The sequence below is a fragment of the Dinghuibacter silviterrae genome (assembly GCF_004366355.1).
In the GTDB taxonomy this organism is placed as follows: Bacteria; Bacteroidota; Bacteroidia; order Chitinophagales; family Chitinophagaceae; genus Dinghuibacter; species Dinghuibacter silviterrae.
In genome coordinates this window covers 1,839,577-1,857,838 of record NZ_SODV01000002.1, presented here as the reverse complement: position 1 = coordinate 1,857,838, position 18,262 = coordinate 1,839,577, and the positions used below count along the sequence as shown (strand labels likewise).

Annotated in this window: 12 protein-coding genes; 6 read left to right on the top strand and 6 right to left on the bottom strand. The window is 52.9% G+C overall.

The genetic code is table 11. The features are described from left to right. The first annotated feature begins 7 nt into the window (after positions 1-7). The gene (locus EDB95_RS24840) at positions 8-4,546 is read left to right on the top strand and encodes an efflux RND transporter permease subunit (RefSeq protein WP_133998961.1); all 4,539 of its coding nucleotides are present in this window, start codon (positions 8-10) and stop codon (positions 4,544-4,546) included. Here the strand turns inward: EDB95_RS24840 and EDB95_RS24835 are convergent. The 3 genes from EDB95_RS24835 to EDB95_RS24825 all read right to left on the bottom strand — a co-directional run bounded on the left by EDB95_RS24835 (position 4,491) and on the right by EDB95_RS24825 (position 9,018). Beyond that, positions 4,491-5,369 (bottom strand): helix-turn-helix domain-containing protein, encoded by an 879-nt coding sequence (locus EDB95_RS24835; RefSeq protein ID WP_133998958.1) that lies wholly within the window; start codon positions 5,367-5,369, stop codon positions 4,491-4,493. The two genes, EDB95_RS24840 and EDB95_RS24835, sit on opposite strands and share 56 nt — an antisense overlap. Before the next feature lie 60 nt (positions 5,370-5,429). Further along, positions 5,430-6,125, bottom strand: a complete 696-nt coding sequence (locus EDB95_RS24830) for an alpha/beta hydrolase (protein WP_133998955.1) — start codon at positions 6,123-6,125, stop codon at positions 5,430-5,432. A gap of 109 nt (positions 6,126-6,234) precedes the next feature. Continuing rightward, positions 6,235-9,018, bottom strand: coding sequence for a T9SS type A sorting domain-containing protein (locus EDB95_RS24825; RefSeq protein WP_133998952.1), 2,784 nt, complete (start codon positions 9,016-9,018; stop codon positions 6,235-6,237). Positions 9,019-9,178: 160 nt separating this feature from the next. Between EDB95_RS24825 and EDB95_RS24820 the strand changes: the two genes are divergently transcribed. Further along, positions 9,179-10,027 (top strand): LamG domain-containing protein, encoded by an 849-nt coding sequence (locus tag EDB95_RS24820; RefSeq protein ID WP_133998949.1) that lies wholly within the window; start codon positions 9,179-9,181, stop codon positions 10,025-10,027. On the opposite strand, the gene EDB95_RS24815 is transcribed toward EDB95_RS24820, so the two are convergent. Together EDB95_RS24815 and EDB95_RS24810 are read right to left on the bottom strand one after the other, a co-directional pair. After that, positions 10,014-12,647, bottom strand: a complete 2,634-nt coding sequence (locus EDB95_RS24815; protein ID WP_162852781.1) for a glycoside hydrolase family 38 N-terminal domain-containing protein — start codon at positions 12,645-12,647, stop codon at positions 10,014-10,016. The genes EDB95_RS24820 and EDB95_RS24815 overlap by 14 nt on opposite strands. Positions 12,648-12,695: 48 nt before the next feature. Next, positions 12,696-12,992: a hypothetical protein gene (locus tag EDB95_RS24810; protein WP_133998943.1), complete on the bottom strand. Its 297-nt coding sequence runs from the start codon at positions 12,990-12,992 to the stop codon at positions 12,696-12,698. A 238-nt stretch (positions 12,993-13,230) separates the two neighbouring features. On the opposite strand from EDB95_RS24810, the gene EDB95_RS24805 reads away from it, so the two are divergent. The 4 genes from EDB95_RS24805 to EDB95_RS24790 all read left to right on the top strand — a co-directional run bounded on the left by EDB95_RS24805 (position 13,231) and on the right by EDB95_RS24790 (position 17,641). Beyond that, positions 13,231-15,480 (top strand): CocE/NonD family hydrolase, encoded by a 2,250-nt coding sequence (locus EDB95_RS24805; protein ID WP_133998940.1) that lies wholly within the window; start codon positions 13,231-13,233, stop codon positions 15,478-15,480. Continuing rightward, positions 15,477-16,283, top strand: a complete 807-nt coding sequence (locus tag EDB95_RS24800; RefSeq protein WP_133998937.1) for a LytR/AlgR family response regulator transcription factor — start codon at positions 15,477-15,479, stop codon at positions 16,281-16,283. Before EDB95_RS24805 ends, EDB95_RS24800 begins: the two co-directional genes overlap by 4 nt. An 89-nt stretch (positions 16,284-16,372) precedes the next feature. Further along, positions 16,373-17,017, top strand: coding sequence for a hypothetical protein (locus tag EDB95_RS24795; RefSeq protein WP_133998934.1), 645 nt, complete (start codon positions 16,373-16,375; stop codon positions 17,015-17,017). 15 nt (positions 17,018-17,032) lie between these two features. Further along, entirely contained in the window at positions 17,033-17,641 is a 609-nt protein-coding gene (locus EDB95_RS24790; protein WP_133998931.1) for a Crp/Fnr family transcriptional regulator, read from the top strand. A gap of 46 nt (positions 17,642-17,687) precedes the next feature. On the opposite strand, the gene EDB95_RS24785 is transcribed toward EDB95_RS24790, so the two are convergent. After that, complete coding sequence (locus EDB95_RS24785; protein ID WP_133998928.1) at positions 17,688-18,260, bottom strand: hypothetical protein; 573 nt, start codon at positions 18,258-18,260, stop codon at positions 17,688-17,690. Positions 18,261-18,262 lie beyond the last annotated feature (2 nt).

The following is an 18,262-nucleotide window of genomic DNA, read 5'->3' as shown; positions in this document are numbered from 1 at the left end:
AAAACACATGCTGAAGATATTTATAAGAAGGCCTGTATTAAGCACCGTCATCTCCGTCATTATCGTCCTGCTGGGCATCGTGGGGATGGTACAACTCCCGGTGGCGCAGTATCCGGATATCTCTCCACCCACTATCCAGGTGAGCGCCACCTATACGGGCGCCAATGCCGACGTCGTACTGAAAAGTGTCATTGTTCCGCTGGAAGAAGCGATCAACGGGGTGGAGGGGATGAGCTACATGACCTCCACGGCCACGAATACCGGGAGCGCTACCATTTCCGTTTATTTCAGGGTGGGTACGAACCCCGACATGGATGCCGTTAACGTCCAAAACCGGGTTTCCAGTGCCACCAGTCTGCTTCCCGCAACGGTATCCCAGGCCGGCGTGACGGTGAACAAGCAACAGTCCAGCCTTTTGCTGATCGCTTCTTTATACAGCGACAACCCGGCCTACGACGGGACCTTCCTGCAGAATTACGCGGAGATCAATATCCTGCCGCAACTAAAACGGCTGAATGGCGTAGGCAATGCCTCGGTTTTCGGTTCCCGGAAGTACTCGATGCGCATCTGGCTAAAGCCGGATAAGATGGCGGCGTACAAGCTCACACCTCAAGATGTCAACGACGCGTTGAGCGAACAGAACATGGAAGCCGCGCCCGGCAAGTTTGGCGAGAACAGCGACCAGAGCTTCCAATACGTGATCCGCTACACCGGCCAGTTGAAGTCGGTGCCGGAATTCAGCAATATCATCGTAAAAGCATCTTCCGATGGAGGCCTTGTACGGCTCAGCGACGTCGCACGCGTCGAGCTGGGGGCACAAGACTATAGTGTTTACGGGCTGGCGCAGGGTAAGCCCGCCGCCATGCTGGCCGTGAGCCAGATACCGGGTTCCAATGCCCGCAGCGTCATCCTGGCGTCCGAAAAAGTGCTGGAACAAGCCGCCGGGTCCCTGCCTGCCGGCGTGCATTACCAGGTAGATGTGGATATCAATAAGTTCCTGGATGCATCCATTGAAAAGGTCGTGCGTACCCTAGTGGAATGTTTCGCACTGGTTTTCCTGGTGATCTTCATCTTCCTGCAAGACGTCCGGTCTACCATTATACACGGGGTCTCCGTCCCGGTCGCCATCACCGGAACATTTTTCTTCCTGTATCTTTTCGGCTACAGCATTAACCTGCTTACCCTGTTCGCCCTGGTCCTGGCCATAGGCATTGTCGTGGACGATGCCATCGTCGTGGTCGAAGCGGTACACGCGAAACTGGAGCAGGGTTACCGGTCGCCGCGAAAGGCCGCCATCGATGCCATGGGCGAGATCAGCGGAGCGATCGTGTCCATCACCCTGGTGATGTCGGCAGTATTCATTCCCGTAACCTTCATCGGCGGCTCGACCGGTGTTTTCTTCAAGCAGTTTGGCGTTACCCTTGCCGTCGCCATCCTCATCTCGGCCATCAATGCCCTAACCCTTTGCCCCGCGCTGGCGGCGCTTTTCCTGAAGCCGCTACACGAAGAGGAGGGGGCTACGATCAAACGGCGTTTCCAACAGGGCTTTAATGCAGCCTATGCGGCGATGGCCGAAAAATATAGCCGGTGCGTGCGGTTTCTGACGCATCGAACCTGGATCGCCGCCATCGCGGTCCTTTTCTTCGGTACCGGTTTCTACCTTCTTTTCACGTATACGCCCTCCAGCTTTGTGCCGGATGAAGACATGGGGGTTGTATTTGTCAATATCACCCTGCCCCCGGCTTCCTCCCTCGAACGGTCCGGGCAGGTGGCCGATACGCTCGACAAGATGCTCAGCACGGTCCCCGGTGTGGAACGGTCCATCCGCCTCGTAGGGCAGAACTTTCTGGCAGGCAGCGGGAGTTCCTATGCCATACTCATCCTTGAGCTCAAAGACTGGGGCAAAAGAAAAGGCATCACCAACAATGACGTCATTCAGGAAATAAACCGTCGGACGGCCCACTTCAAGGATGCCGACCTCCTGTCCTTCTCTCTGCCGACGATCACCGGTTTCAGCAACAGCGGTGGTTTCGAGTTCCAGTTAGAAGACAAAGGCGGGCATTCCACGGCGGAGTTTTACCAGGTTGCCCAGTCTTTCCTGGCCGGGCTCCGCAAAAGGCCCGAGATCATGTTCGCGTCCACGCCGTTCAATCCCAATTTCCCGCAATACCTGATGGAGGTCAATGTCGCCCGGTGTAAGCAGGCCAATATATCGGTGTCTTCCCTGCTCAACACGATCAGCATCTATTACGGCGCTTCCTACGCATCCAATTTTACGGAGTTCGGCAAACAATACCGGGTGATGGTACAGGCGGATACGGCTTACCGGGCCAGTATCGAAGGGCTGAACAAGATTTATATCCGGGTCACCGACAGCGGGATGGCGCCGGTTTCCTCCTTCATTTCCATGCATCGGGTCTATGGCCCGGAAAGCATTTCCCGCTTTAACCTTTTCTCCTCCATGTCCGTCAGCGGATCACCAAGCCCTGCTTACAGCACCGGCCAGGCCCTACAGGCCATCCGGGATGTCGCCGCCCGCTCGCTCCCGTCCGGTTACGGGTATGAATTCTCCGGTATAAGCCTCGAAGAGGAGAACAGCGGAACGCAGACGGTGTATATCTTTATCCTTTCGCTTGTCTTTGTTTATTTCATCCTAAGCGGCTTATATGAGAGCTACCTCCTACCCCTGGCGGTCCTGCTCTCCTTGCCGGTGGGATTGACGGGGCAATTGCTTTTTGCCCGTCTTTTCGGCCTCGACAAAAATATCTACATGCAGGTCTGCATGGTGATGCTCATCGGGCTGCTATCCAAGAACGCCATTCTCATCGTAGAGTTCGCCATCGACCGCCGCAGGCTGGGCATGCCCCTGGTGCAATCCGCCATCGAGGGCGCACAGGCAAGGCTCCGGCCGATCCTGATGACCTCCTTCGCCTTCATTTTCGGACTGATGCCCCTTATGTTCTCCAGTGGCGTCGGCGCACACGGCAACCGGTCCATCGGCACGGGGGCCATCGGAGGCATGTTGACGGGGACGATACTGGGCGTCTTTCTCACGCCGGTATTGTATGTGCTTTTCCAGGGATTGCAGGAAAGGTTCAGCGGCCCGGCCCGGCCGCTGGATGAGCCGGAAGACGAGCACAACCCCATCCCTATCCGCCCGTTAATGGTAATCCTCTTCGCCGGCCTTTTCTTCTCCTCCTGTAAAGTCACCCAGCCTTATAGCAAACCGGCAACCGCCCTGCCCACCCATTACCGGGACCAGGCCATGGTTGACACGACGACCCTGGCCACGCTGCCCTGGCGAAGCCTTTTCAGCGATCCCAAGCTCCAGGCGCTGATACAGGAGGGGCTTTCCGCCAACCTGGATATAAAAAGCGCCATAGAAACCATCCATTCCTCCGAAGCCACCCTGCAACAATCGAGGGCAGCCCTTCTTCCGAGCCTGAGCGCCGACGCGGGTGCAACGATTCAAAAATTGTCTTCCGCGCAAACTTATGGTATCAGCGTCCCCTCCTCGCCGGTTTACCAGGTCTACCTCAGCAGCAGTTGGGAGGCGGATATTTGGGGGAAACTCAAAAGCTCCAAAAAGGCGGCGCTGGCTGGTTTTTATCAATCGGTCGCCGCCCTTCAGGGCGTGCAGACAAAACTCATTGCCGATATCGCCGACGACTACTATACCCTTTTAGCGTATGACGCAGAGTTGACGATCACCCATGCCACCATCGACAACCGCAAACAGGATGTCGAAACCATGCGTGCCCTGCTGGACGGCGACGTAGTGACGGCCGCCGATGTGGTGGAAAGCGAAGCAAACCTGCATTCCGCCGAAGTCTCGCAATACGACATCGAGTCCCAGATCAGGACGACGGAAAACGCATTGAGCGTCCTCCTGGGCCGGCCGGCGGGTCCCATCGACCGGTCCACACTGGAAAGTCAGATCCCCCTTCGGAACCTCGAAACAGGGATCCCCTCACAGCTTTTGCGCAACAGGCCCGATATCTTGCAGGCCGAATACGCTTACCGCGAGGCATTCGAGACAACCAACGCCGCAAGGGCTTATTTCTACCCTACCCTTTCCATAACGGCCGAAGGCGGTTTGTATGCCATGGCCGTAAAGGACTTCTTTAGCGCGGGTAACCTCTTCGGGGAGCTTGCCGGCGGGCTTACACAACCGATCTTCCAGCAAGGCACAAACAAGGCAAGGCTTAAACAGGCAAAAGCTTCGCAGGCAAAGGCGCTGAACGACTACCAATCCACCCTGTTGAACGCCGGGGCTGAGGTGTCCAACGATTTATTCAGCTATGAGCAGGCGATCCATAAACAGGTGGTTCGTTCCGCCCAGATCGAGTCCCTCAAAAAAGCGGTCGACTATACCCATGAACTCTTAAAATACACCGCCAATACCAACTATAACGACGTGCTGACCTCCGAGCAGAACCTGCTGACGGCGCAACTGAATGGGGTGGCGGATAAGTTACAGGAGTTGCAGGCTATTGTAGACCTGTATGTGGCGTTGGGGGGAGGCTGGCAGCCGGGGAACCCCTAAAGTCCGAAGGTGATATTCCGGTATTCTTCTTGAAAAAATTGGAGAAGTAGGCCACGTCCTCGAAACCAAGCTCAAACGTGATATGCTTCACCGACTTGTCTGTAAAGCGCAAAAGACGTTTGGCTTCTACGATCACTCTTTCCTGGATGATCTGGGACGGCGTCTTCTGTTTGTAGATCGAAAAAAGATTGGATAAAGTTTTAGGAGACTTGCAAAGTTGCTCTGCATAAAATTGAACCGAATGCTCCGTCTTAAAATGCATCTCGACCAGCAAATTGAATTTGCGGACAATATGGAACCGGTCTTCCTGGTTCTTTGGCGTCGGGGCGTAAGATGACTTTGCCAGCCCGGTTACATAGATGATGAGCCGTTTTAACAATACCAGCAGCATTTCATGCTGAATATGGTCTTTGGTCCGGAATTCCTGGATGAAAACAGCGGACAGCAATTGCAGTCTTTCCTGATGCTGTTCGTTCAGTGTAACAAAAAGGTGGTCCGTGCTGCTGAACAGGAACCCGACACAACTCACCTCGCTGTCATGGTCGATGATGCAGTAAAATTCACGGTTAAATTGCCAGCCGATGATACCGGAGGCGTCTTCAAAGCTAAAAGACTGGTTAAACAAAAGGGTGACCATGGAATGGGAAGGAAACGTATATTCCGTTCCATCTATAGTCACCGCCTGCGGCGCCCCCGGATTCCAGGCAATCGTAAAATACTTATTGAACCGGTCCTTTGCAAAATATAACCGGTCAAACGCCGGCTCGTCCTTAAAAAGGAATAATTCTCCGCCCGTTTTTTCCTCCTTTATATGCAGCTTCATTATACAAAATACGAAAGAAAAAGGTAAGCCCCACCTGTTTACCGGGTGGGGCTTACGTCTTTATTCGGCGGACAGTTCTTTGGCGGCGTGGGCGATGTATGCAGCCACTTTATCGGGCTGCGACACATATACGGCGTGACTGCCTTTGACCTCGATCACCTGGGTATTGGACCGTTTGTACATGGCGTGCTGGATGTCGGGGTTGATGCTTTTGTCTTCCGTTGCGATGATGCCGTACGCCGGCTTCTTCCTCCAGGCCGCGTCGGTCACCGGCGTAACAAAACACTCGCCATAAAATTGCCCCTGGGAGGCGCACATAAATTCGGCCTCTTCTTTGCTCACGTCGCCGCAAAAACCGGCGTGGTACTTGGCCCTGTCATAATATACAATCCCCTTGTCATCCGCGTTGAGCACCCCATTCTCCGGTGCGGGCGGGGCAGTCATAAACCATTGCAGGGCGGTCTCCCCGTTGTCCGGTTGAAAAGCCGCTATATAGACCAATCCTGCCACGTTCGGGTGATTACCGGCTTCGGTGATCACGACGCCGCCCCAGGAGTGGCCAGCCAGGATGGCGGGGCCGTCTTGCGCATCCAGGGCGATTTTGGTGGCTTTGGCGTCGTCGGCCAGGGACGTGAGCGGGTTTTGCACCACGGTGACATTATATCCTTGCCTGGTCAGGTTTTCATAAACCCCTTTGTAACCGGAACCATCGACGAATGCACCATGAACGAGCACTACATTTTTTACCGTTTTCATCTTTTTTTGATTTAGTGTGATTGTTTGTGTTTGACAAGACAAAGATCACACGAAACCCAGGCGGAGGCGGTGAGGATACTTCCCGATTGGTTGTAATTATTTCCCGGTTTTATTGTTTTAGGATCTTCGCCGCCACCGTCCTGCCGTCGTTAATTAAAACAACGAAGTACATCCCCTTCGCCAGGCTGGAAACATCGATGCTCCCGGCTGTCGACCCCGCGGGAATACTGCCGGTAAGCCATACTTTGCCGTCGACACCAATCACCCGTATAAAGGTATTATTGATCGTGCGCGGACAAGTCACCGTAACCGGGACATCTCCCGTAACCAGGGTTGGATGAACGTTATATGACTGCGTCTGCGCTTTACTGAAAGAAATAATTCCGCTATAGTCTACCTGGCCGTTGAATTTCACCATCTGCAACCGGTAGTACACCGTCCCCTCCGGCACATGGGTGTCGGTTGCGGTATAATTATTCAGCAATCCGTCGCCGGCCGTCACCCGTTGCACCGGCGTATAGGTGTATCCATCTGTGCTTCGCTCCACTATGTAATAACTCAGGTTCAGTTCGTCGGTCGTTTGCCAGTACAGATTGATGTTGTCTTGATTCCACTCGCCGCTGAAACCGAGCAGCGTTTCCAACAAGGGCAGGCAGGAGTTCAACGAAAACCATTCGGTGGTGATATTGGTACAGCCGCCTATGGCGCTGGTGACGGATATGGTATACGTTCCGATATCGGATGCCGTCACGGGATGTAAAGCCAGTGTATTGGATGTGCTGGTGCTGCCGTCGGGAAGCTGCCATGAATAGCTGTAGAAAGGGCTGGCCGGCAACGTTAACGTCATGTCACTACCGACGCAGGTGCTCCCGGTAGCCACCACCGTGGGTGCCGTCAGGGTATCGATGGTAATGCTGCGGGAAAAGCTGTTGTCGCAGGCGTCGACCATCTGGAAGGTATACGTACCGGCTGAAATCCCCGAAAATACCGGGCTTGTTTGCAGCGCGGTGGTCGTTGGGCCGGAGACGATCTGGAATTCATAAGGCGTTACACCGGTGCTGCTGTCGGGCAGCAATGCCACCTGCCGGGTGGCGCCGCAAATGGCGACGGCGGCCGAGGCATTAAATTCGGGCTGGGTATAGCTGGGAACCACGATCGTGTCGTTGATCGCGTCGCAGCCCCAGGTAGCCATGTCATTAGGGTACACGATCGGCTGGAAAGGATTCAGATAATGAAACGAAGCATACCAGGTGGTACCCGATGGCACATTCACGATCGAATCGGTAAATGGGGAATTGGCGAAATACGTATCATAAGACGTATTGACCGTGATATGTCCGTATTGGTGAGCAGCGTTAAGTACCGTATTCGACGCGGCGTTCAGCATGATTTTATTAGCACCCGCACAACCCTTTATCAGCGGGGCCGAAAACGTAGAATGCCGCAGGTCCGAAGAATCCACCGTTACCGTGACGCTGTCGGTCTCTCCACAAGCAGTATTGACATATAATTTATAGGTGCCCACCGTGAAATAATTTACATAGACCAGGGTTCCAAGCAATATGTTGTGGATCGTATCCGGGTAAGTCAGGGTTTGCGTGGTACCGTCGGCCAGGGTCATCGTAGGCGGACCGGAGGCAAACACGATGTCCCCCGTCCTGTTTGTCGGATAGAATTCCAATTCCACGGCGGATGTCCCTTCCTTACAGGTGGCATACTTATAGACGAACGCATTGGTTATCGTAAATGCCGGTACCGTGTCCCAGTCGAATAACAGCGTGTCTCTTTCGCAACAATCCTGCCGTATCACTTGATAACCCGTACCCGGAGGATAACCGCTGAAGGTCGAATTATTGAGCTGTGAGGCCAGCACGGTTCCGGAAGGGCTTACCAATGTATACGTAATGGTGCCGCAATGCAGCGTCGAAGGTTGCAGCGCATTGTCATAGTCATAGTCAAATGTATAGGTATATTGCGTACCGCAGGTCGTGGCGAGCGTGGGCGTCGGACGCATATTGAGGTTTTCCATAAAATAGGCAGTGGTATTGGAAGACCCGCAACCGTCGGCAGCCGTTATGGTCAATACTTCGTTGTCCCCGTTGATATGATGATACCTGAAATAGAACGTATCCATGATATAACCGGCCCCCACGACCGTGGGATTTGTAAGCACGTGCGTCAAGACCTGGCCACCCGGAAGCGGCAATGTAAGGGTGTAGGGAGGTTTGAAACTGGACGCTACATTCAGCGTTACCGCGTAAGCAAATGAGTCGCAGGAAATGTACCAGAAGTTGGCGTTGTAAAAATTCACAGCGCTGGCGCTGGTAAGCACCACTGTCCTGGTTTGGAAATTTCCGCAGGAATCGGTGACCTGACAAGTATAGGTACCGACCGGCAGGCCGGTAAATACATTGCCGGTCTGCGGACCCGCGGTGACGGGCGAAGGGCTGACCAGCGAAAAAGCCAGCGGCGCCCGGCCATTGGTAATATTAATGGTGATCGAACCATCGCTGCTTGACGGGCAGGAGGGCATTTGTGTGCTGATTGCCACCGACGGAACCGCATACGTACCGGTAACGGTAAAAGAGCTGGTCACCGATGTATTGCAATTATCGGTGACCTGCACCGTATAGGTGCCCGGTGCCAGCGACTGCAATATATTCGAGGATTGCGGTGCTGACAAGGTGGGACCGGCAATGATGCTGTACGTATAGGGCGTTGACCCACCCGATGCGGACACGGTCGCCGTGCCGGAAGCCTGGCACCGGCTTTCGGTAGTGGTGACCGAATTCATAACAAGGGGGGTGGACGCAGGGCATTGTGCTTTTAGTGTATACACGCCCGCAAGGGACAGCACAAGGCAGAGCAGCACATGAGGTAAGCTTTTTCTCATAGTTACGGGTTAATAAGCAGGGTGCAAGGTATTTAGGAAAGAAAAAAAGGGATATCGTAATACTTGGAAGTTGCCTTACACAAGTGGCTACAATCCACCCCATTTAATTATCTTTGGGGCAAGTTCCCCTATATCAATTGAACCTCAACCCCACAACTCCATGACTTACAAGAAATTGTCCGCACTCTCCGGAATCCTTATCGTGATGGCGGCATTCCTGGTGAACTCCTGCACCAAAAGCAGCTCCAACCCGACCTCCACGACCGATACCACCGTCAACCTGACCAAGGGTCTGTTGCTGTATCTGCCTTTTTCCGGGAATATCGCCGACTCCAGCGGCAACAATAACCCCACGACCGCCATCGGAAGCGTCCTGACCTATGACGCCCACGGCTATGCGAACAACGCATTTGGCGCTACGGGTAACGGCGAAAGGGTCATCGTTACCAATAACGGTTCCATCAAATTCGATACGGCCTATTCGCTGTCTTTTGGCGTGATGGTCAACGACAACCGGCCGGAATATTACATCGCCATGGTAAACCCCACCGTTGCGAAGGGCGTCAACTTTGTCATAGGTAGTGTAGTTGGCCCCACTACTCAACTGGCTATGGGTACCGAAGATACGACGGTTGGATGCGAAGGCAACGCAACGAACGACGCGCTGAACAAGGTCGATTCAACCGGATTCATTCCCGTACCGGGCGCTTGGTATAACGTCATTGGCATCTACCACAAGGGGCTGATCCAGGTATATGTCAATGGCCAATTGATCTCCAGTGCACACAGTACAGGAAGCGTGTCCAACTGCTGTCAAAGCTCCAACATCGTCATCGGCGCCTGGTGGAACCAGGACCTGCAAAGCCTTAATGGTAAATTGGACAATATCCGGCTGTACAACCGGGTACTCACGCCCCATGAAATTGCGAAGTTGGCCAGCAATTACCAGGTCACTTCCAATAGCATTAAACCGGCTGCTCAAACAGGCAGCGGCCCTATTGCAAATTAAAGCTGGCAGGACCGAATGCTTTGATCCCCATAGTAAATTGCCCATTTACTATGGGGATTTTCTTTCCGGCAACTTCGCCCCGGAGGTTTATTGGCGTGGCACTGGTGAAATGCCGGTACCCCGGCAAGGTAATCCTGATGTCACCGGACACGCCCGTCATTTCCCACAAACGCAGTAAGGTACCGGGGTTGCCATCGGGGTCTTCGCCAAAAGCCGTCACCAATACCCCCTTCCGTGACACCGCCACCCCGCTTTGTTCGCCGGGCAATTGGCCGGTGCTGTTTTCCGGAACGGCTACCTGAAGCGGATAACGGGCTTCCAATGCAGGAACCGGCAATATGCCCCCCTTCGGGGTATGGTTATTGAATGTCCAGATCCTGATGCGGGAGCTCCAGGTGCCGGGATACCAATACCGGTAATTTGTATTCCATTGGTTGTTGTATAAATTGACATACACCACGGGCTTCCGGGGAATAAAATCAAGCGAAAATTTCCAGCAACCGGGTGTATCCAGGCTGATCAGCGGATGATCCAGGGGGCAAACGGCTATGCCGTTACCGCTCGCATCAGCCATGGTAACCCCCTGCCCTGCCGTATACAGGTACTTGTTTGCTCCTTTTGCTATATCCATCCCGGGATCCATCACGCCCAATGAACGATACACCTTGAAGACCGGGTTTTTAATATGGAACGGAAGTGCCAGCCAGTCGGCTTCCGGCCAATTGTCCTTCGCTTTATCCAGAATGGTCACCTCCATATCGACATAAGGCTGCTCATCCACCAAGGTTACCTTTAATCTCGACGCGGGCAAATGCCGGGCCGTATCGGCGGGCATGTCCAAAACAGCCGTCTGTTGCGGCCCAGCCACATAAATGCTCAGCTTTCCACCTACAGGAGACGCCATCCGGTAAGGGACGACTTTACCGGAAATCATACCAGGTTTGTGCATACCCGGGTGCAGCCAGTCTCCTTTAGCACCAAAGGCATTCCAGGCGCGTCGTTGCTGGTATGCTTCCGTATACTGCGCCGTTTGTTCGAAGGTGAATCGTTCATTGCAATATTGACCTGTTTGCACCCCCGATACGTTAGCGGCCCAATCATGACCGGTACGCTTGTCCATCAGAGACTGTATAGTGCCGCTTGCAACATCGAACGTAATTTTATAGTATTGATTCTCGATAAAATTACCTGTCGCTGTCTTTGGTTTGTCCGGTATCTTCACCGTTTTATACCCACTTGCGGGCACATTTTTTACAAGGACCGACTGGCCGTTGACATTCACCACACCGCTTCTCTGCCACGGCAACGGATTGAAAACTATGACACTGTTTGGATCACATGCTACCTCGTGCGCCAGCCACCTGAGGTTATCCTGCTTCAGTTGATCGGCAATATGCCAGGCATGGCGGATATAATCGGTTTTATCCTCCCAGGATGCTTCCAGATCGGCGTAGGTTGAAGGAGGCAGTTTTTTAAATTCCTCTCCATATTGTTCAATGTCCCTCGCGCTTCCCCAGGTATGTTCTGCGTACAAAGCCATCAATTCATACGCCTTCGCCATAGAATCGGCAACAGGCGACACCGGTAGTCCCCATATCTTCAGTTGCGTATTCAATAGCTCATCCCCGGCTAGTAAGGGAGCTGACGCCCGTGACAGTGCCGAACCACCCGGATCGGACATGAATCCATGGATCCAGGTATCGGGCATTTCCTTTTTTACGACCGGCAATTCGGGGTGTCCGGCAAGAATGTCCCTCGCGAAATCATCCATCGTCCCCACCCGGATTTTTACCCCCGGCAGCTTTGCCCTGGCCTCCTCAAACAACGCTTTCACTTGTTTCTCATCCGGGGGGCCGCTGTTGTCCAGCGTTACAAAAATGGCCGGCCAGACCTTATAGGGCCAATCAGCCGGCGGCAGCAATCCATGCCCCACAAAGTGATCACTACCTCCCCAATCGCTTGGCCAGCCGAGACCGACAGCCGTCCCATAAATGCTTGAATAAAATGTCAACACCCGGGAGCCATCCGGCCCTTCCCACCAGAAAAGACCGGGCGTTTGTACAAAACCACTGGGCCAGTTACATCCTATGTGCAAAAACTTTACCCCCGCATTGCCCAATACCGTGGCCAGCTCGCCCGAGTGAGAGGGAATATCCGTCACCTTCGCGGCAATCGGCAGCGGCAGGTGATATTGCCTTGTCAGCCTTGAAGCGAAAACCAGGCCGCGTGTCAATACCTCCGGCTCACAGACGTCGGTTTCGATGGTAAAAGGCATCGCATGGGTGATGAATCGACCCTTGCTAAAGGCCTCATCCAGCTTCTGCCTCCGCTCTTCCGTCTGCCCCGGCCAGGGCTCCATCACCTTGGCCATCACCCAGCCCGGACAGGTCCATTTAAACTGTTGCTCCACCGGCAACGACCGGGACGAATCCATGATGGTGAGCGCATGATCGATCATATCGGTGCGGTAATAATGCACGATGTCTTTGACCCTATGGGTATAGCCGATGTCGAAATGGGTTTTGAAAATGACGATGATTTCCTTAACGGGGGTCTGGGCCCGGATACATTGTGTAAAAGACAATGTCAGTGCGAGGGCGGCAAGCTTTAATCGGGTCATGCGTATTTTGTCCAAATGTCTGAACATATACAAACATAGGGGTAAATTTCAGGAATTCCTAAACTTACCTGGGGGGCCTAGCGGCCGGTCTGGGGGGAAGACCACCTCTACGCCCTGGGACATTTCCTGTTCGCTCATCGCCTTTCCCGCTTCGAATTGGCCAAATGCGACATAATACCGGGCATGTGGTGCAATCGCAAGCTGGATGTTCGGCTGCGCCGGTGTAACGATAGTGGCCGCCCCGGACATGGCGATCCCCACGGTGGCTGTATTTGCCGGAACATTGGCTGTTTGAATGATATAAAAATTGCCCAACTGAAGGTACAGGTCGTGCCGGGAAAACATTTTTTTACAAACCAGGCCAGGGACATGGCACCGAAAGCCTGGAAGTTGACGTCCTTCTGGAAACAGCAAAAATCCCAACTGTTATTGGAGTTGTTGATAAAAACGATGGAATACTTTGGCATAGGTTTGTTTTTGCCAAAATTCCGATCTGCTGGTGTTCTTTTCCAGCGTATAAAGACCTGTTTTCCCAAACCCCGGAAAGGCTTATCTTTAAAGGAAGCTACTAACCACCACAGCCATGAGAAAAGTGTTTTTCCCCGCCTTCCTTTTTTTCTTTCACCAGTTGTCCGCACAGCAAATCTTCTTCCCCAAAGAGAATTTCAAAGACAGCGTAACGCTGGCCGCAGCGATTCCGGCGCTTGCAGCGCAGGTCATCACCGAGTACAAGAATGAAGACAAGACAGATTATTACGATAACTTGTTTCGCTTCCAGTTAATGGCCAAACAATACGACCAGGCCATTGCCACCATCGATTCCCTCAGGAGCGTCATACCATCCGCCGGTCAAAAAGGAATTAACGGCTTGGGGTTTCAATACAGTACGTTTGCAAAAGCCAAGCTCGCCTCCCAGAAAGGGAACCTTTCCTTCGGGGATTGTTTTAAGAGGATATTTGCCACCGAATATGAGCGACTGGACGCGGATGCGAGGTATATCCTTTCGGTTCGCCTCCTTTACGACATCCGGCCTTTGAAAAAAGGCCTCGACCAACTTATAGACATCCAGCGACAAAAGGACACGATCTCTCTAAAAGAAGCGGCGCAATTGATCCGTGTCTATAACTCCTATATCGTTTACAGCGACATTATGCTGTTGATGAACCCGATCGTTGCGGCTGAGGACAAAAAGGAATTCATCATCGACCAGGTGCTTATCAAAACGCGCGATGGCAGCCTGATAGAGGCCGAAGCAGGGCGCCCCGGGGATGCAAAAGGCAAGCTGCCCACGATTTTCATTTTCAATATCTACATCGATTCCGCAAATGATGCCGCAATGATAAAGAGATATGTTTCCAGCGGCTACGCCTGCGTGATGGCCTTTACAAGAGGCAAGGGGAAAAGCCCGCAGGCGATCGAACCCTTCGAGCACGACGCGGACGACGCCTATGATGTGATCGACTGGATCAGCAATCAACCGTGGAGCGATAAAAAAGTCGGCATGACCGGCGGAAGCTATCTCGGTTTCGCCCAATGGGCGGCAGCCAAGAGCCTTCATCCTGCACTCAAAACCATCATGCCGGAAGTGGCGGTAGGTTCGGGGATAGACTTTCCCATGGGGGGCAATATCTTCATGAGCTATATGCTTCAATGGATTCATTATGTAACCAATAGCAAGCAAACCGACAACGTCGACTTCAACAATACCAACCACTGGGATTCCGTCAACATGAACTGGTACAGGCGAGGAGCCGCCTATCGTGCATTGGATACTGTAGAAGGCAGGCCGAATCCGATTTTTCAACGCTGGCTGCAGCATCCCTCCTTTGACAGCTTCTGGCAGAACACGAGGGCCTATGGGCAGGACTTTTCGAAAATCAATATACCTGTACTGACGACGACGGGTTATTATGATGGTGATGGCAAAGGGGCGATGCATTACTACCGCGAGCACTATCTTCACAATCCCCATGCTGATAACTACCTTGTCATCGGCCCTTACAATCACGGGGGCGCGCAGGGGTATCCCCAGACAGAATTATATGGATACAAAGTGGATTCCGTAGCCACCGCATTCAATTTTACCGACCTCGGGATCAAGTGGTTCAACTATGTGCTAAAAGACAGTGCCCGACCCGCCCTTCTCCAGGATAAAGTCAATTACGAAGTCATGGGCGCCAATGAATGGAAGCACGTCCCATCGCTGGCCGATATGAGTAATGATACGCTCACTTTCTACCTCGGTAACATCCGGGTCGACCAGCATTATAAGCTCAGCGAAGTACCCCGGCCCGACGAGTTTATCCGCCAGGAAGTCGATCTGGCCGACCGGACCGATTCGGCTTCGGATGAAGAGGCATTTAAGATCATCGACAAAACGATCGATGCCAAAAATGCGATTAGTTTTATCTCCAAGCCCATGGAACAACCATTGATCGTGAGTGGTTCTTTTGTTGCGTCGCTGAAGGCGGCCCTCAATAAGCGAGACATGGACCTGGCCATGTATCTCTACGAACGAATGCCTGACGGGAAATATTTCTACCTCGAATCTGCTTTGCTAAGGGCAAGTTATGCGAAGGACCACAGTAACCGGCAGTTACTGGAACCCGGAAGGAAAGAAACCATTCCTGTCGATAAAGCCGGCATGACCGCCAAAGCACTAAGCAAAGGCAGCCGGCTGGTCATCGTACTCCGCATCAACAAGAGCCCGGGCTGGCAGATCAACTACGGCACCGGAAAAGATGTCAGCGACGAGACGATTGCAGATGCGAAGGAGCCGTTGGAAATAAAGTGGTTTTCGGACAGCTATATAAAGGTACCGGTGTGGAGATGAAACGCCCCTACCCCCGGACCCCGGAAAAGGTTGAGGTGCTGACTGCATTCGGGTATGGCGCCTTTACGGCGGTTTTCCTGGCCCTTTTCGATCCGTTCCAGTTTGGAGAGGCCGGGGCGGCGGTCGTTTATGGAGGCATCGTCACGGTTTGTTTGTTGTTCATGCGCCTGCCCCCCTTGATTTTCAAGAGGGCATACGACGAACGCCGGTGGACCGTGGGCCGGGAAATCATTTCGGATGCGGTCGCGTTCGCCGTGGTGGGGACAGGGGTCTGTCTCTATACCGCAGTGCGGTATGGGCGCCAGGGCGGTTATCTTACCTTGATAGGGATGGTGGTGGCCATCGGGCTCATACCTTATGTGGTCAGTGTATTGCTTAAAGAGAATAGGCTCCTGAAAAAATACCGGCTTGCCGCGGATACGATCCAAAAAGAATTAGCTGCCCCCCCGGTGCTACAGCCGGTGACCGGCCTGGTATTGCTCCGGTCGGAAAATCCCAGCGAAAACCTGGAAATGACGCCGGACGACCTTGTTTGCATCGAGGCATCGGATAATTATATCCGGGTTTTCCGGGCAAGCACCCCCCCGGTCCTGCTTAGGAGCGCGCTAAAACGGGCGGAAGAAGACCTGAAGGGCCATCCGGGATTTTTTCGCTGCCACCGAGGATACATTGTCAACCTGTCGAAGGTCGTCCTGGTCACCGGGAATGCGCAGGGATTGAAGTTGCACCTGGCGTCTGGCCAGGTAGTCCCGGTTTCCAGGGGTCTCACCGCGGACATCCGGCAACTGCTGAAAAAGACATAGCCTTCCCGTTCGCCCCAAAGCCTTGCAGGCCGCCCCTTGCTTTTGGAAGCCGCTCCCCACCGAGGCTACCTTAGCAGGAAACACGTACGATGCATTCATTTCTTGTCGCTGTATTGGCATTGCATATCACCGGGGGGACGATCGCCCTTTTCGCTGGGTTTAGTGCCATCGTCACCTCAAAAGGTGGGAAGGCACACCGGTTGGCCGGGCGGGTTTATTTCTGGTCCATGACCGCCGTCTTTCTCAGCGTTGTCACGCTTGCCATAGCGCACGACAACCACTTCCTGTTGACGGTTGGTTTTTTCAGTTATTATATGGTCGTCAGGGGGTACCGGATCCTTTACCTGAAAAAGCTCGGGAGAGGGCAAAAGGCGACACCATTGGACTGGGGTATCATGGCCATCGCGGGCCTCTTTATCGGATACCTCCTGTGGTGGGGCGTGTTTGCCGCCCTGGGCGGGGATCGCTTTGGGATCGTGGCAATCGTCTTTGGCAGCCTGGGGGCGCGTGCCGTGTTCCAGGACATACTGAAGTTTACCCGCGGCCCCAGGGACAAGATGCATTGGTGGTACGACCACATCAATGGCATGGGCGGGGCATATATCGCGACGCTCACCGCTGTGGTGGTGGTCAATGTGCAAATGGCACCCGGGTGGGTGTGGTGGTTGCTGCCGGCGGCGATTGGTGTGCCGGTGATTCGGTATACGATTTGGCGGTATAGACCTGACTTTTAATGTATTTTTGCGCTTATGGAAGCGAACAAAAAGGCCTTCTATAGATTCCTGAACCTATTTAGGGAAATCCCGACGGCAGATGTTGAGCTGATCAGCCAGCATCTCCAGCAGAAGGATATTGTTCCCGGTCAGGTTTTGCTTCAGCAAGGCAAAACAGCAAAAGAATTATTCTTTGTTGTTTCAGGGATCCTCAAGATCATTTCCATCAACGAAAAGGGTACCGACGTCATTCAATTCTTCATCAAAGAAAACAGATTTTGTACTATTTTATACAGCTTCAATGGCAACATTGTTGCGCAGGAGAGCATTGTCGCTGCTACGACCGGCGAACTGCTGGTGTTTTCGAAAACATCACTAGAAGCCCTCTATGCTCAATTGCCTTATTTTAAAAACCTCGTAGAGCGCATTACCCAGCAAGCGCTGTTGGATAAGATCAAGATCCGGAACAGCCTTATGGGCGAAGAAGCGACCATCCGGTACCATAAATTCATTTCCCAACAACCGGACATCATGCTTCGGGTTCCTTTAAGTGACGTTGCCTCCTACCTGGGGATCACCCAGCAATCGCTCAGCCGGATACGGAGAAGTTTTAAAAATGGGAAAGGCGGGGATACCGCTGAGTAGTTCCAGGCTGCCAAAAACCGTAAACGGTAAGGGTGGCTAAAGGCCACTAGTCGCAATTGCCAAACCCAACAATAAAGCGGGGATCGAGAGCGCTGGCGCTTTCGACGAGGGCCGGGATTCGTCTGCTTTTATCCCGCTCATCAAAATAGGTTAAATGAAACTCGATTTGATTGTTGTTCCTGTGTAAGGGAATCATACCCTTTTCATTATTCAGCCCAGCTCCATCTGTATAAGCATACCAGGAATTTGTAACAAGTGTTTTTGCGGGAATATTATAGTTTGCTATCCACTGCTCTTCTTCCATTTCTAAAAGCCTTAAATGATAGGCTTTCCCATTTACCAGCGCTTCCAATTGAAGCTTACGCATGATCATTGGCTCCAAATGCCTATTATAAATTGAGGCTGCAATTTCGATATGAAAAACCTTTCGGGTTCCCCCTTCCCTGACATGGTTTTCCATTTCGTCAAAATGGGAATAGATATAGGTTAGCGTTACATCATGGAATTTCAGATGTTTAGGCACCCACCTGCCAGGGACGAGAGCATCAGCCGCCTTATCCCCTAATTTTTTCGCAATCCACATTTCAAATCCGGTTATCATAAAGGCTGAATTTGTCATTT

Coding starts and splice junctions, on each gene's coding strand:
- EDB95_RS24840 (WP_133998961.1), top strand. CDS start 8: ATGCTGAAGATATTTATAAGAAGGCCTGTATTAAGCACCGTCATCTCC.
- EDB95_RS24835 (WP_133998958.1), bottom strand. CDS start 5,369: ATGAAGCTGCATATAAAGGAGGAAAAAACGGGCGGAGAATTATTCCTT.
- EDB95_RS24830 (WP_133998955.1), bottom strand. CDS start 6,125: ATGAAAACGGTAAAAAATGTAGTGCTCGTTCATGGTGCATTCGTCGAT.
- EDB95_RS24825 (WP_133998952.1), bottom strand. CDS start 9,018: ATGAGAAAAAGCTTACCTCATGTGCTGCTCTGCCTTGTGCTGTCCCTT.
- EDB95_RS24820 (WP_133998949.1), top strand. CDS start 9,179: ATGACTTACAAGAAATTGTCCGCACTCTCCGGAATCCTTATCGTGATG.
- EDB95_RS24815 (WP_162852781.1), bottom strand. CDS start 12,647: ATGACCCGATTAAAGCTTGCCGCCCTCGCACTGACATTGTCTTTTACA.
- EDB95_RS24810 (WP_133998943.1), bottom strand. CDS start 12,992: ATGTTTTCCCGGCACGACCTGTACCTTCAGTTGGGCAATTTTTATATC.
- EDB95_RS24805 (WP_133998940.1), top strand. CDS start 13,231: ATGAGAAAAGTGTTTTTCCCCGCCTTCCTTTTTTTCTTTCACCAGTTG.
- EDB95_RS24800 (WP_133998937.1), top strand. CDS start 15,477: ATGAAACGCCCCTACCCCCGGACCCCGGAAAAGGTTGAGGTGCTGACT.
- EDB95_RS24795 (WP_133998934.1), top strand. CDS start 16,373: ATGCATTCATTTCTTGTCGCTGTATTGGCATTGCATATCACCGGGGGG.
- EDB95_RS24790 (WP_133998931.1), top strand. CDS start 17,033: ATGGAAGCGAACAAAAAGGCCTTCTATAGATTCCTGAACCTATTTAGG.
- EDB95_RS24785 (WP_133998928.1), bottom strand. CDS start 18,260: ATGACAAATTCAGCCTTTATGATAACCGGATTTGAAATGTGGATTGCG.